Genomic DNA, 13,322 nt, shown 5'->3' with positions numbered 1-13,322 from the left:
GTACGTGGTTCGGCGGACTTCACCTGATCCCGGGGTCAATGGAACAAGCCGCAATGAGTGCGTCAAACCGCCGCGATTGCCGCATCAGATACGGGGACCCTTCTCGGTTCGGGTGCGCGGCTGCGAGCCGAGCGGTTCGTCCTTGATCTCGCCGGTGTCCAGGTCGACCTCGACGAGGCGCGGTCGACCGACCGGCTCGGGCTGCTCGTGGGCCCGTCGGTTGTCGAGCAGCGCGTCGACGTCGTGGGCGAAGGCGTTCTCACGCCGCTGGGTGCTGGCCTCGCCCAGGTGCTCGTTGTGTCGCGGCTTGGCGGGCCAGCTCTTGTGCTCGTCGTCGCAGTGGGCCCGCAGCCGGTTGCGCATGCGGTCGGTGAAGGCCGGCAGGCAGTAGCGGTGCCACTCCTCGAGCGCGTCGCTGGTCATGGCGAGCCGGGCGCGGCGGCGCTGGTCGGCCAGCACCGCGATCTCGTGGACCAGGTGCGGGTGGAGGGGCCAACAGCTGGGGATGAGCCCCGCGACGTCCCAGGTGTACTCGCGGTTGAGCCAGGCGACGACGTCCTCGAACCACTCCCACAGCTGACGTCGGAGCTCGGGGTCGGGGCACGTCCCCGGCTCCCAGGGCCGCGGCAGCAGGGCGTGGTTGCCCAGAGCCTTCTTCTGCTCCTCGGTGCCGTTGATGGCGATGTGGAGCTCGCGGTAGGCCAGCCGGACCTGCTCCCCGGGGACGGGGAACGGGAACACCATCGGGCTGGGTGCGGCCCGTCGGGCCTGTTCGGTCGTCACAGCTCACTCCTGGTCGGTTCGGTTTCGGCATCGACGAAGCCGAGGCGGCGCGCCTCGACGAGGGCGGCGGTCGCCCGGGCCTCGGGGGTGATGACCATGCGGCGATCGTTGGTGAGCCGGGCGCGCAGCGCCCGCTGGTCGGCCAGGAGCCGCTCGCCGGCCTTGCCCTCCACGCAGCGATGCAGCTTGGCGATGATCGGCTTGCCGTTCTCGGCGATCACCAGGGCCCGCCGCTCGGGCAACTGGCGGACCTCCTCGGGCCGCATGATGGGGATGTCGTCGCCGGAGAAGTTGCGGCTGCCGCCGTTGAACCCGCCGGTGGAGTGAGTGACGCGGCCGATGCGGACTGTTCCGAGCAGGTCGGAGATCTCCTGGTTGAAGGCGACGTCCTTGGACCCGCCGAACATCACCAGGGTGTTGGTGAGGCCGAGCAGTGCCCGGGCCTCGTGCTCGCCTAAGATGCTGGTCAGCTGGGGACGGGTCTGGGCGGCCCAAATGAACGACAGGCCCAGGGCGCGCTCGTTGGCCATCCGGGTGCGCAGGGTCGGCAGCGGTGCGGTCGAGGGCAGCTCGTCGAGAACCGAGACCAGCGGCGGGCACAGCCGGCCGCCCCACGGTGAGATGTTGGCCAGCAGCAGCCCGGTGTCCAAGACGTGCTCGGCCACCGCCGTCATCAGCGGGCTGGCCGAGGCGTAGGGGTCTTCGCGGCCCAGCAGGTAGATGGTGCCGCGGCGACGGATCACGTCCGCCAGGTCGGTGGCCGGGTGCCCGTGGCTGGGCACGCAGCGTCGGCGGATGTCGGCCTGGAAGAACAGGGACACCGCCTGCTGCACCGTGGTGATCGTGTTGCCGGCGGTGCGGTCGTCGCCGTTGAGCGCCCCGTGCAGCAGGCCGTGCCAGAACGGCTCGGCATGCGGGTGCCGGCGCAGGATCTCCATCGGCTGGCTGGCCGCGGTCGGGTTCGCGACCCACTGCAGGACGCCCTCGAGGGTCTTCCCGGTCAGGGCCGCGGCGTGGAAGTAGCCCTGCAGCACCTTCGCCGATTCCGCGGCGTAGAACCGGGCGGCATCGTCTCCGGTGCCGCCGGTGATCGCACCCTTGACGGTGCCGGCGGTGAAGGCCTTCGCTCGCCGCTCGGCGACCTTGGGGTCCACGCAGCCGGCGATCGGGTCCCAGATCAGCTCGCCGACGACGCCCTTGGCCAGCCCGAACGGGTCGAGGACCACGCACGGACGGTCGTCGCGGGAGCGTTCGGTGAGGCTGAGCAGCAGGTCCTCGACCTTCGTGAGGGTGACCATTGCAGCGCCCGGGGCACTCAGCAGCGCCGGGGTGAGCAGGTCGAGCGTCTTGCCGGAGCCCTGCGGGCCCACCACCCCGGCGGTGCGGTCCCACGGCACCCACAGCTCGCCGCCACGCGGCTCGTGCGCGTCCCCGATGCGCCAGCCCACGTCCCACGGGTTGAACCTCAGCTTCATCGCTCCTCCCCCGTTGATGGCTTCGTCCGGCGGCCGTTCAGGAGCCACGGGCTGAGCCCGTGGCCGAGCTGCGGCCCGGTCCGTTCGGTGAGGTCGCCGGCGGTGCGCTGAACGGGTGCCGCCGTGGCGGTGGCGTGCTTGCCGTAGAGGTCGGGGCGGACGATGTCGGCGACCTTGCGCAGCCGAGTGACGCCCAGGATCTTCTCGGCCTCTGCGGCGGTAGCCATGCCGCGCATGCGTCCCGGGTCCCAGCGCCGGTAGGCCCAGGCACCGACCCAGATGGTGGCGCTCAGCAGCGCGACCTCGGTCATCGCGAGGCTGACCCACACCAGGCCGCGGGCAGCCAGACCGTCCGGTGTCGGTGTGGGCAGGCCGACGTCGGCGTGCCCGCTGAGCACGCCGGGGAGGCTGGTCCAGAAGGCGGTGCCGATCGGTGAGGGGAACGCGCCGGCGTTGGCGTCGGGCCAGGTCCAGCCGGCGCCGGCGAGCAGGTTCGCGACGGAGCGGCCCAGCTGGATGCCGATGACGATAACGAACAGGATCGCCAGGGCCACTGCTACAGGGATCTCCCAGGTCCAGGGGTACGGGTCGCGTCGTCGCTCTCGCTGCATTGGATTCCGACTCCTGGAGTCGTGGGTGGTCGAGGTTCTGGCTGGTTTGGTCACCTATGTGTCGGGAGTGCCCGGCAGCGATCACACAGACCGATTCGGGTTCGAGGCGTTTTCAGCCAGCCAGGTCGAGGGGTCGACGTTGTCGGGTCCGTAGATGGAGCCGTTCTCGAGGTGGACCTCGAAGTGGAGGTGGCACCCGGAGCCGTTTCCCTCCTTGCCGACCTGGCCGATCGACTCGCCGGCAGCGACGGTCTGGCCGCGGCTGACTGTGACACTCTGCATGTGCGCGTACCAGGTGGTCAGAGAGCCGGCGCCGGTGGTGACCTTGACCAGCCGCGGGCCGGCCCAGCTCTGGCTGGTGTCGATCTCGATGGTGCCGGCATGGGCGGCGTAGACGGTCGTGCCGCACGGGGCGGAGAAGTCAGTTCCGGTGTGCCAGTTGGTCCAGTACGGGCCGGTGTCGTGCCAGTTGCGCTTGTCGGTGCCGATGTACTCCGCCGGCACCGGGTAGACCACCTCCTCGCAGGACGCGCCCTCGAGACCGACGGGGGAGACCTGGGCGTCGGGGAGCACGTTGATGTGCGGGTGGTCGAGGTGGTTCGCGGTGGCCGAGCCCCGGTCCTCCATCGGCCGCCAGCCCTCGCCGGCTCGCGCGACCGACCAGATGCGCTGGTACCAGATGATGTAGTCGATCCCGAGCTCGCTGGCGTGGGCCTGGGCGTACGCCACGAGCGCGTCCCCCTGGGCCTTGCCGGCGGAAGTCAGCGGGACCATGAAGTCGGCCGCCAGCCCGGCCGGGTGACCGTGCGGGTCGGTGGCGCTCTCGCGGTAGCCACCGACGGTCTTGATGTCGAACATCGGGCCGAGGATGTTGACCAGCAGCGTCAGCTGCGGCTTGACCGGGCCGAGGTTGTAGTTGGTCTCGGTCGCGACCGCGCAGCCCGCGCTGCTGCCGGCGGTGGTGGCGGTCACCAGCGGGTGGTCAGCGATCTTGTTGGCCTGGGTGCTGTTGTCGATCTCGGCGCTGGCCCAGGTGAGGTTGGCGCCGTAGATGTGGTCGATCGGCGCGTCCTTCTGGGGCTTCTTGCAGGGCTCAGCCGATCCGCCGAAGGCGTTGCTCAGTTCAGGGGTCAGCGCGCAGTGTGAGGAGTTGTTGCCGTCCTTGCCGTCGTTGAAGTCGCCCAGGATCACCGCCGGGGTGCCGGTGCCGGCGAGCTCGGTCGTGGTGGCCAGCTGGCGGCGCAGCGCCTCCTTGCGGTGCCCGGCGGCGTTCCCGTGCGTGTTGGCGGGGTTGTGGATGCTCCAGACCCAGATGATCTGCCCGGCGTTGACGCTGTCGGCCGCACCCGTCAGCTGGACGACCGGCATCCCGACGTCCTTGCCGTTGAAGTACGGGATCTGGACGAGGCGTGAGTCGGTCATCTCCCAGCTGCCGCGGTCCCAGATCACCTTGTTCTGGGTGTTGTCGGTGGCCGGGTACATGCCCCACTTGGCCGAGTAGCGGTCAGCCAGGGCCTTGGCTTGGGGGCCGTGGACCTCCTGGAGGCCGGCGATGGTGACGCCGGCGTTCTCGATCACGCTGAGTGCCCCGGGCAGCCGCTTGTCCCAGGTGGCGTACCCGGCCTTCTCGTTGCCACCGCCCGCCTGGTTGTCGGTGTGGCCGGCGCCCAGGATGTTCAAGGTCCCGACGGTGATCGGGTTGACGGTGTCCTCGCAATTGCTCGCGTTCGAGACCGCGCCGTCGACGTCTGTCAGGTCGGGTAGGTCGCCGCCGAGGAGGTCGGTGATGTCGCCGGCGACGTCCTCCCACTGGGCGTAGGCGTCGGGAAAGCCCGACCGCTGCACGGCCTGGGCCGCCTGCGTCAGCGGCATGTCCTCCCAGCCGGGGATGTCGAGCAGTCCGGGGTTGCCGGTGTGCTGGGCCTTGCCGAAGAAGGCACGCGCGGCGAGCACCGGGTTGGTGACCTCAGCACGGCTCCCCCACCCGGTCGAGGGACGCTGCTGGAACAGGCCACCGGAGTCTCGGTCGCCGCCGGTGAGGTTGACCAGCTTGGACTCCTGGATCGCGGTGGCGATCGCGATCTGCAGCCCATAGCGGGGAACCTGGAGGTCGCGGGCGACCTGGGCGATGGTGATCGCGTTGCGGGCCTGTTCGGTGGTCAGGGTCGGGTAGCTGGAGGCGAACCGCAGTCGCATCAGCTGGGCGAGCACGTCACCGGACGGGGGCTCGTCCGACGTCCTTGTGGTGGTGGCGGTGTTCACCACACCTGCGCTGGTGGCCGCGGTCGCGGGGGCGCTCTCGGGGCCGGCGCCGTTCATGGCGATGCGGGCGGAGATCCAGTGGTGGTCGGAGACCATGGTCCCGTCCCAGCCGCCCTTGAGCTGCACGCCTTGGTGCTGGGGGAAGAAGATGAAGTCGACCGAGTGGTTGTGCCAGCCGTAGCCGGCGGCCTTCATCTTGGCGGCCGCCGTCCACGGGAGGTCGGTGTAGGAGGCGTGGGTGTTCATGTCACCGCCGATGAGCACCGGGCCGTGGGTGGCCAGGGAGTTCCGCAGCTGCAGCAGGATGTCCATGCCGGCGCCGTACTGCTGGGGCCGGGTCAGCCGCGGGTTGCTGTGCTGGCGGGGGTACTTGTGCGGGTTGATCATGTGATGGGTGGAGATCACCGACACCACCTCTCGACCGCCGTGGCCGTCGGCTCGCTCGAGGATCACCCACGTGGCGAACCGGTCCCAAGCCACCGGCTCGCCCTTGTAGAAACCCTGGTCGTTCTCCACGATCGTGACCCGGCCGCCGTTGGCCCTGGACCAGGTGTCGCGCTTCCAGAGCACGACGTTGCCCATCGAGTTGTTGTCGCCGGTGTGCTCCTCGACCCGGAACGCGTCGTAGCCAGGGGCGGCGGCCTCGATCTGCGCCAAGCTCCAACCGCTGGCCTCGTTGAGGCTCACGAAGTCGGGGTTCGTCGACAGCACCCGGGGCATGGAGGCCCGGAAGCCGTCGAGGCCGGAGCGGCGAGGGATGTTGGCCTGCGCCATGGTGATGTTGCCCTTGACCGGGCCGCCCACGGGCCCGTCGATGACCCGGAGGTCGCCGAGCTCGGTGGGCGCGGTCTCGCTGGTCTGGGTGCGGCACTCGGCGGCCGCGGTCGTGGTCATGACCACCATCAGGGTCACGACGAACGGCAGGGCCATGAAGACGATCAGGACCGGCAGTCCGGCGAGGAGTAGCTTCTTCACGACAGGTCAGTCCCGAGCGCCTCAGCCGGCGGCCTCGATGGCCTCGTTGGTGTAGTAGAGCTTCTTCTCCAGCGGGTGGAGCACCGTCTGGACCTTGTAGGTGGCGTCTCCGACGCACCACAGCGCTCGGCCCTTGTCCTGCATCGCCCACCCGGAGACGAGGTCCTGGGCGATCGGGCCGAAGCCGAGCATCGAGTCGAGCTCGCGCGCGACGCGCGGCTTCTGACCGCCGAGGATCTTGATGTCAGCGAGCTCGAGGAGGTCCTTGGCGATCATCGCGGCCTGGGAATCGGCGTCGCCTACCGACAGCAGGTCGGAGGGCTTGTGCAGGTTGGCGAACTGGATGTCGCCGCCCTTGCCGGCCATGCCGCGCGAGAGCCGCAGGTCCGCATCGAAACTCATCACCGCGGAGACGCCGAGGCGCATCTGCTTCCAGACCTCGTCGCGCACCACGATGCGCAGGTCGCCGGGCTCGGCGATCTCGCGCAGCCCGCGGCCCCAGGAGTTCATGCACAGCAGCGCGATGCCCACCGCCTCGTCGCCGAGTCCATCGAGCCGGGAGAGGCTGAACGACTGGATCGGGGCGCGCCAGTCGACCTCGATGTTGGTGAAGTCGTCGAAGAGGCCGGCGAGGGTGCCGGTGACCAGCTCGCCGAGCGCGTTGCGCAGCAGCCGGGTCTGGTCGAGGAACTGGCGGGTGTTCCCGTACTCGCACGCCCGGACGAGCTCCTCGGTGGGGTTGCGCAGCAGGTCCCACAGCCGCGGGATGGTGGTCTCGGTGAGGATCGAGTTGCCGGCGGCGTAGCCGGTGAGGATCGCCAAGGCGTTGCGGACGACATCGCTCTCGTCGGGCCCGAACGGCACTCGACGCTGGTCGTCGAGCTTCATGCTGCCGACCAGGCCGCGGATCAGGACCAGCCAGCGCTTGAAGATGATCGTCGTGCGCCGTTGGGCTTCCTCGGCCGAGAGTTTCTCCCAGTCGTGGCCGAGCGGGCCCATGGCCAGCGGGTTGATTCGTGCCCAGAAGCCGGGGGCGATGACGAACGGCTCGACGCCGAGCGCGCGGCACAGTGACTCGTACTCGTCCTTGGGGTCACCCAGGACCAGGGTGCGGTAGCCGAAGGGCATCATCCGGGTGCAGAACGCCTTGGTGGTGCCGGACTTGCCGGTGCCGGGCTTGGCGAACTGGAAGATGTTCGGGTTGGTCGCCGACACGTCGTCGCGCAGCACCCAGCCGAAGGGGTCGCAGTAGAACGAGCCGCCGGAGAGCTGGTCGACGCCCATCTGCGCCCCGGTCGGCGGCAGGGCCGGCGCGGACACGAACGGCCAGAACACCGGTGCTTGGTCACTCGTCATCCGCCAGGCCTGCGCCGGGGCGGTGGCGGACGCCCAGCCGCGGCCGCGGCGGGCTGCACCGCGGCGCGGGGCGTACTTGAAGATCCGGGGCTCCTTGGCCTCCGGGACGAGCGGGGGGATCGTGGGCAGGTCGTGGCCGAAGTCGGACAACAAGGCCGCCATGTCCCTCCCTGCCCTGGCGCCGCCGCGGTCCCGGCGGGTGGTGGTGGGCATCAGGCGTCTCCGCTCCGGGTCAGGCTCATCCCGACGGGGATGGTCGAGGCGGCGAAACCGACGTCGTGGGCCAGGTCGAGCCGCAGGGGTGCAAACCCGGCGCGTCGGATCGAGGCGTCCAGGCGGCGGCCGAACTCGGTGATCCGCAGTGTCTTGGGAACCGTGACCGTGCACACGGCGTAAGGCCGGACCAGCGCGTTGCCGTGGGCCAGCTTGGCGTCCAGGCCGCGGGCTTTGTGGGCCTCGTCGCGCTGCTTGGCACGGGTCTTGCGGCCGAGCTTCTCGTTCATTCCCTCAGCCAGGTCTGCGGCCCACTCGGCGTTGCCGGACTGCCGGTCGGCCTTGGACTGGGACACGATCGGGAAGGAGACGACGAACGAGCGTCGCTCGCCGGACTCGCTCGGGGTGAGGATCGGCGCCAGGGCGCCCATCGCCACGCCGCGGGTCGGGAGCTTGATGGTGGCGCTGATCGAGTTCCACGCGTCGTGGCTGTAGTGCCGCACCGTCGCGTCGGCGCCCGAGGGCCCGGCGAGCGCCCACGGGACGTCGGCGTTCACGCTCGGGTCCTTTTCCCGCATGGCGAGGGCCTCGACGATGCCGGCGCGATCGCCTGGGGCGAACCCGGTCCGGGACGCCAGGGCGAGCTCCGGCGAGGTGAGCCAGCGGACCGACGTCATCCCCATCGGGCCCCGCAGTTGGGCCTCGATCTCGGCCATGAGCAGGTAGAGCTCGCGGCAGCGGCCCTCGAAGCCGCCGCCGGACTCCTTGGCCGACCGGGCGATCCGGGTTTCCGGGACGACGATTGTCAGGAACTGCTCGGTGCGGACCGACGCCTGGGTGAGGCCCACGGCGAGGTCGCTGTTGACGATCTCGGACAGCTGGGGGGCGTTGTCGCGGCGGTGCTTGTTGACCCACAGATCGCGCTCGGCGCCGTCCTCGGGGACGGTGCGGACCATGAACAGGATCTCGTCGATCTTCTCGGTGCGGCCGGCGACGTCGAGCAGCCCGGCCAGCGCCTCGCCGTAGCGGCTGCGCTCCTCGGTGTCCTTCATGCCGATGCCGGGGTGGACGATCGAGGCGGTGACTGCCCAGGTCTTCGTGGCGTCATCGTGGATCACTCCGACCCGCTGCAGCTGGGAGCTGTGCGGCGGGCCGTCGTGGATCTTGATGCCCTGCAGCACCCCGGGGAGGTCGGGGGTGTCGAGGTCCTCGGCGCGGCCCTCGGTGGCCTTGGCACGGAACGAGGTCCAGTCGAGCAGCCCGCCGACGGCGTACATCGTCGAGGCGAACACCCAGCCGGTGGCCGAGCGACCACGGACCGGGATGACGGTGATGGCCAGCAGGAACAGCCAGACCAGGGCGAACAGGAACGCGGAGAACGCTCCGCGGCTGATCGCCCAGAACGCCGGCAGGCTGGCCAGCGCCAGGAACATCAGCTGGCCTCCGGAGAGGCCGAAGAACCAGCCGATGCGGTCGCGCTGGTAGTCGGCGTAGATGGTCATCGTCGGTTTCCTTCCGGGTCACTGCATGTCGATCGCTGCGGGCAGGTCGTGCGACGCATCGGCTACACCGCCACCGGGGGGGTTGCGCCGCCAGCTGCAGCGGCTCCGCCGGCACCTCCGGCCGCTCCCCCACCGCCACCTGCGGCCGGGGTCTTGGGCGCTGCTCCGGCACCGCCGCCCTGTCCGCCGGAGCCGCCGCCCCGCCCGCCAGAGCCGCCACCCGAGCCACCGCCGGGTCCGCCGCCGGGTCCGCCGCCGGTGGGCAGCGTCAGCGGGGTGGGCGAAGCAGGCGGGGCAGGCGGGGTGGGCGGGGTCGGCAACGGCGAGTCGTCGTCCCCGCTGTCCTGCGAGCCGGGGTGCGTGCCGCCGCCCTGGTCGCCGGGCTGACCGCCGGATTGGCCGGACTGGCGGCCACCCATTCCGCTGAAATCGGGGCCGTAGGTGCTCTGCCCGACGCCAGCCTGGTTGGTCTCGTCCGACATTAGCGACGTCGCCTTAGCTCCGGCGCTACTGACCATCCCGAGCCCGGCAGCGAACGCCTGTCCGACCGGGCCGAAGCTGCCGAGGACGCCCTGGGTGGACTTGCTGAACCGGTCGCCGGTCGAGGCCTCGGCGCCCTGCTCACCCGACGACCGACCGTTGCCGTCGGTGGTCGACGCGGCCGACGAACCGCCGCCGGCACCGCCGCCGCTCAGCAGCCCCTGGAGGCCGCCCTGGATGGCCATGCCCTGACGGAACGACGCGCCGCTGGGGGTGCCGGGATCGACGAAGGCCAGAAGCTTGAACAGCGCCAGCGGCGCGACGACGCTGATCAGGATCGTCATGACCGCCGGCAGGGCCGTGCCGAACGCCTTGGCGGTGCCGTCGGCGAGGTGGGCCGCGACGCCGTTGGCGAACTGCACGCCGATGCCCAGCACCATCACCATCAGCACCGGAGTGAACGCCGCGGCGTGGAACCAACGCAGCGACTTCCAGAACCAGGAGCGGGTGAAGTCGGAGACCAACCCGGCCGCGGAGAGCGGGCCGGTGGCAACCAGGACCAGCAGCGCGGCCGCCCTTGCGAGGTAGACGAGAACGTGTCCGATCGCGGCCAGCCACAAGAAGATCCCGAGGAAAGCCAACGCGGTGGCCACGCCGGCGTCGGTGATGTCGTCGACGCCGAGGCCGCCCAGGGGATCCCAGTCGGGCCAGGTCTGCACCTTGAGCAGCGACTTCATCAGCGCCTTGGTGATGGCGCCGCAGGCCGCGACGATCATCACGCAGTAGCCGAACCAGCAGGCGCAGACCAGGACGAACTGGCCGGCGCCGATGAACGCCCGCGCGAGGCCCTTGCCCTCGCGTTTGAAGGCCGCGGCGCCGAGCTGGATCATCGCCAAGATGACCACCAGGGCGAGCGCGAGCCAGAGGGTGAAGGCGTAGACGTCCTTGCCGGGTCCGTCGTCGCTCAGGTCGGGGGTCAAGAACAGCTCGCTGAACGTGAGCACGATGCGCAGCACGAACAGGCCGGAGCTCCAGACCGCGAGCATGGCCGCGGTCCAGGCATCGGCCGCCGCCTTGGCGATGACGTCGCCGATGTTCTCGAACGGGTTGGGGATGTCACCGAGGCCGGGGATGCCGACGCCGAAGAGGTCGGCGGGGGTGGGGAGACCGGGGACGCCGGGAACCCCCGGGACGCCAGGGAGTCCGACCCCCGGGAGCCCGGCGTCGCAGATCGCGTCGAGCAGCCCACACCCGCCGACTCCCGGCACCACTCCCCCGACTCCCTTGGCGCAGTCGGTGAGGCTGGGGTTTTCGAGGCACTCCTGGACGCCCTCGACCTGGTTCTCGGTCTCGTCCTTGACGCCGCCGGCTGCGTCCTTGCCGCAGTCGACCGGGTCCTGCGCGCACTCGAGGGCGTCGCCGCCGAGGTCGCACAGTTCGTCGGGACCAAGGCAGCCCATCTTGAGGGTGCGGGTCGGCAGTTGGCTGGTGGTCTCGACCGTGGCGACCTGCGCCGTGCTGGCCGCCGTGCTGGTCGCCGGCTCGGCCGCGGCGGCTGGCGGCTGGATGGTCGTGGCGGCTCCGAGAAGCGTGGTGAGGAGCAGGACCGCCAGGGCGCCGATGCCCAGCCTGGTGACCCGGTGGAGGAGGTCGGCGGTGCTCACTGGGGTGCTCCGTTGATCGGGATCCAGCCGGCCTGCTTGTACTCCGGGGTGCCCGGCGCGACCGCCTTGGGCTGTCCGGTGGAGACCAGGTGCTCGATGTCTGCGGTGCTGCCCTGGACCAGGCGCCAGTCGCCCACGCCGTCGACCTCGAGCCACCGCATGAGCTGGGTGCCGGCGTAGAGGCCGTCGCTGACCTTGCCGTTGGCGGTGGTGAGGGTGACGTAGCTGAGCAGGTTCACCGCGTAGTAGCCGGTGTCGAGCTCCTCGAGGGTGTAGGCGATCGGCGTCACGGTGTACGACGCGGGCGGGGGGACGTCCCCCTCCTTCGGGACGCCGGTCTGCTGGCGGCGCAGCGCGACGGCGTCGCGGGCGCGCTGCTCGAAGACAGCCTTGTCCTCAGGTGTCGCGTAGAGGCCGGCGACGGTGGCCGCCTGGTCGTAATCGAACCCGACCTGTGCCTTGGCGACCTCGACCTGCAGCGCGACGGCGCCCAGGTCGGTCTGGGGGAACCGGGTCGGGTAGCCGTCGACCTGCTCGGCACCGGTGGGGATGACGACGCCGTCGGTCGGTGCGGTCTCCGGGGCGACCTGGTCGACCGAGACGTTCTGCCCCTGCTGCCCGGTCTGGATCGAGGGGTCCCCGGATGTCTTGTCGGTTCCGCTGTTGTCATCGGTGCGGCCGCGCGCTCCGAGCCAGACGGCGGTCGCCACGAGGACGGCGATCGCGACCAGGACCCCCACGCGCAGCAGGGTCGTGCGGGACTGCCCCATCGAGTCGTTGATCCGGTTGCGCATGTCAGCGCTCCCCTTCCGTGTCGCCGGGGTGGGCGGGTTCGGTGGTGTGGTCGGTGGTGGACCAGGTGCGCCAGCCGGCCTCGTGTGCCAGCTGGGTGCCGGGCCAGGTCGCGGGTGCGGGTGCCGGCGGGGCGCCGGGGGCGACCATCCAGCGGCCGCCGACCCACTGCATGCGCTCGCAGTGCGCGAAGGCGATCTGGCCTTCGGACTTGTAGGTGGCGCTGACCTTCATCAGCACGCAGACCGTCGCCCAGTCGTGGCCGTCGGTGCCCTTGACCAGCGCGGCGGCCGGTTCCAGGGTCACCGAGGCGCTGGGGTCCTTGACCTCGCCCATCCCGGTGCTGGAGAGGAACGCACGGACGCTGGCGGTGATCCACCATTCCTCGGCGCGGACCCCGCCGGGCAGCGCCCAGGCGTTGTAGACCTCCTCGGCGGTGCTCAGGCTCATCGACTGCAGCACCGCGAGGTCGATCTGGGCGAGCTGGCCGATCGCGCCCTCCGGGGTGTGCGGGAACCCGGTCATCACGAACGCGGGCCCGTTGACTCCGGTCCCGGTCGGGATCTTGATCTCCGGCGCCTCGATGCTGGTGGTCTCGGCCGGGAAGGCGGCGCTCTCGGGCACGGTCAGCATCGGCTCGGCCGCGATCTCATCGCGATGCGCGGCACCGCGGGCCACCGTTGAGCGCTCGGTCTCGCCGGTGGCCACGCCGGTGTTCGCGCCGGCCTCGTCACCGATGCCGGCGACCGCGAGGTAGACCGCGTACGCGAGGCCGCCGAGCAGGAGCACAGCCACGGCGACGGTGGCGGCCAGGATGCCGAGCAGCCGGCGCCGGCTCCACTCGCTGGTGCCTTCTGCCTGCTTCGTGGCTGCGCGCCGCATCAGATGCAGCCCTTGCCGAGGATCCCGTTGAGCATGCCGGGCAGCACCAGGTAGGCGATCGCGCAGGCGAACACGACCACCACCGAGATCACGCCGACCTTGGAGGCGTGCGGCAGGGAGAACACTCGGCCGGCGATGATCGCGCCGATCGCGATGATGATGCCGAGACCGAACAGGACGATGACGCCCCACAGCACGTAGCTGGTGATCTCGTTGGTGGGGCCGACAGCACCCGGCGGCGCCTTCGGGCAGACAGCCATCACGGTGGTTGCGGTTGCGGTCATGACGTCCATGGGTGGACTTCCTTTCCGGGTTGCTGACCCCGGG

Annotated in this window: 10 protein-coding genes; all 10 read right to left on the bottom strand. The window is 70.6% G+C overall.

The annotated features are described in order from the left end of the window. Window positions 1–84 precede the first annotated feature (84 nt). The 10 genes from EXE59_RS14455 to EXE59_RS14410 all read right to left on the bottom strand — a co-directional run bounded on the left by EXE59_RS14455 (window position 85) and on the right by EXE59_RS14410 (window position 13,279). Window positions 85–783 (bottom strand): hypothetical protein, encoded by a 699-nt coding sequence (locus EXE59_RS14455; RefSeq protein ID WP_246056796.1) that lies wholly within the window; start codon window positions 781–783, stop codon window positions 85–87. Beyond that, complete coding sequence (locus tag EXE59_RS14450; RefSeq protein WP_135839536.1) at window positions 780–2,258, bottom strand: type IV secretory system conjugative DNA transfer family protein; 1,479 nt, start codon at window positions 2,256–2,258, stop codon at window positions 780–782. The genes EXE59_RS14455 and EXE59_RS14450 overlap by 4 nt, the downstream gene beginning before the upstream one ends. Next, window positions 2,255–2,812 (bottom strand): hypothetical protein, encoded by a 558-nt coding sequence (locus EXE59_RS14445; protein WP_135839535.1) that lies wholly within the window; start codon window positions 2,810–2,812, stop codon window positions 2,255–2,257. Before EXE59_RS14445 ends, EXE59_RS14450 begins: the two co-directional genes overlap by 4 nt. 138 nt (window positions 2,813–2,950) lie before the next feature. Then, the gene (locus EXE59_RS14440) at window positions 2,951–6,106 is read right to left on the bottom strand and encodes a VldE C-terminal domain-containing protein (protein ID WP_135839534.1); all 3,156 of its coding nucleotides are present in this window, start codon (window positions 6,104–6,106) and stop codon (window positions 2,951–2,953) included. A 21-nt stretch (window positions 6,107–6,127) separates the two neighbouring features. Further along, window positions 6,128–7,675, bottom strand: a complete 1,548-nt coding sequence (locus EXE59_RS14435) for an ATP-binding protein (protein ID WP_135839533.1) — start codon at window positions 7,673–7,675, stop codon at window positions 6,128–6,130. After that, window positions 7,675–9,177 (bottom strand): SCO6880 family protein, encoded by a 1,503-nt coding sequence (locus EXE59_RS14430; protein WP_135839532.1) that lies wholly within the window; start codon window positions 9,175–9,177, stop codon window positions 7,675–7,677. Before EXE59_RS14430 ends, EXE59_RS14435 begins: the two co-directional genes overlap by 1 nt. Window positions 9,178–9,239: 62 nt before the next feature. After that, window positions 9,240–11,321 (bottom strand): type IV secretion system protein, encoded by a 2,082-nt coding sequence (locus EXE59_RS24855; protein ID WP_135839531.1) that lies wholly within the window; start codon window positions 11,319–11,321, stop codon window positions 9,240–9,242. Continuing rightward, window positions 11,318–12,115 (bottom strand): hypothetical protein, encoded by a 798-nt coding sequence (locus tag EXE59_RS14420; protein ID WP_135839530.1) that lies wholly within the window; start codon window positions 12,113–12,115, stop codon window positions 11,318–11,320. Before EXE59_RS14420 ends, EXE59_RS24855 begins: the two co-directional genes overlap by 4 nt. 1 nt (window position 12,116) lies before the next feature. After that, window positions 12,117–12,995 carry a hypothetical protein gene (locus EXE59_RS14415; protein ID WP_135839529.1) on the bottom strand — a complete coding sequence of 293 codons (879 nt, stop codon included), beginning with the start codon at window positions 12,993–12,995 and terminating at the stop codon, window positions 12,117–12,119. Next, the gene (locus EXE59_RS14410) at window positions 12,995–13,279 is read right to left on the bottom strand and encodes a hypothetical protein (protein WP_246056794.1); all 285 of its coding nucleotides are present in this window, start codon (window positions 13,277–13,279) and stop codon (window positions 12,995–12,997) included. The genes EXE59_RS14415 and EXE59_RS14410 overlap by 1 nt, the downstream gene beginning before the upstream one ends. Window positions 13,280–13,322: the final 43 nt, after the last annotated feature.

This window comes from Nocardioides eburneiflavus (assembly GCF_004785795.1).
In the GTDB taxonomy this organism is placed as follows: domain Bacteria; phylum Actinomycetota; class Actinomycetes; order Propionibacteriales; family Nocardioidaceae; genus Nocardioides; species Nocardioides eburneiflavus.
This window is presented reverse-complemented; position numbering and strand designations above follow the sequence as displayed.